This window comes from Sporosarcina sp. BP05, assembly GCF_014282005.1.
Lineage (GTDB): Bacteria > Bacillota > Bacilli > Bacillales_A > Planococcaceae > Sporosarcina.
On sequence record NZ_JACFTD010000065.1, the window covers coordinates 1 to 1056 of the forward strand.

General features: G+C 36.4%; 1 protein-coding gene. It reads right to left on the reverse strand.

Going from position 1 to position 1056, the window contains the following annotated elements; genetic code table 11:
• Positions 1 to 97: 97 nt before the first annotated feature.
• Positions 98 to 1056: HNH endonuclease signature motif containing protein (locus H2672_RS19105; RefSeq protein WP_483315869.1), on the reverse strand; the 959-nt coding region annotated here is incomplete at its 5' end.

Sequence of the window (1056 nt, forward strand, 5' to 3'; positions counted from 1 at the left end):
TGCTCCACACGGAACGTGCCAGTTTCCAAGCATTCCGCGTTCCATCTACCGATGGTTTTATTAATTATAAGTTTCAAGTTACTCTTCTTGATTTGGGTTATGTGATGCATTCTAATTCACATTTCTTCCGATATTCATTAATCTTTTTTAACATCGGTTCTGTGATACCCAAAACTTTAATGAGTGTATCTATCTTAATTATGTCCGTCATATGGATTAATTTATGTACCTCTTTTTGGAGGATACGTAAATTATTGAATTTGTCGCTTCCACCAAGATGCATAGGAATATAGTGATGACAATTTACGTCTTGTGCTTCTAAGAACGTACCTGTGATTTCACATTTACCCAGTTTCATGCTGTATCTACTAATCCGATTATCCATATATTCGACACTTCGCGTCGGTATTTTTGAGTCCAGTAACAACACTATTTCCTGTCTAATATCTGTGCGTAACCTGGTGGTTATTTGTACTCGACCTTCGTCAGTAAACGGTGTTAAACTTTGTGTAAAGCACATCGTGTTTTTGGTTTTGATGATTCCAAGAGGAAAGAGATGTACATCAGAAATTTTATAAGTTTTAGTGCCTAAGCTATAAAACTTTTTATAGACAGGTGGAGGTTTTTTTGGATGTTCATATTTCCCAACAGGTTTAAGACGATTGTACATGAATGCACTTATTTCGTAAGCAAGACGTGAGAACGCTAAGTTGACGTGAGTAGCTCGGTTAAAATAATTGTGTAACCCTAAGACAAAACTATTATACCGCATAGCATTCTGAGCCGTTGGTGATTTTCGCAGTTCTTGGACCCGTTTCTTTGCCTCCGCTTTGATTTTTCGCATTTTCTCAGCTTTAACAAATGTATGAGCAACACGTGTCTTTCTTTTACGATTGGCACGTATTGTAAATCCAAGAAAATCGGACTTAGACTTACGGAGATTAATAATCTTCGATTTTTCTGGTGATATATCGAGTTTTAAGCGTTCCTTCAGATAAAGTTTAACAGCATGATACCATTTTTCAGCAGTTTTCCAGTCCCGACATAAAATTTTAA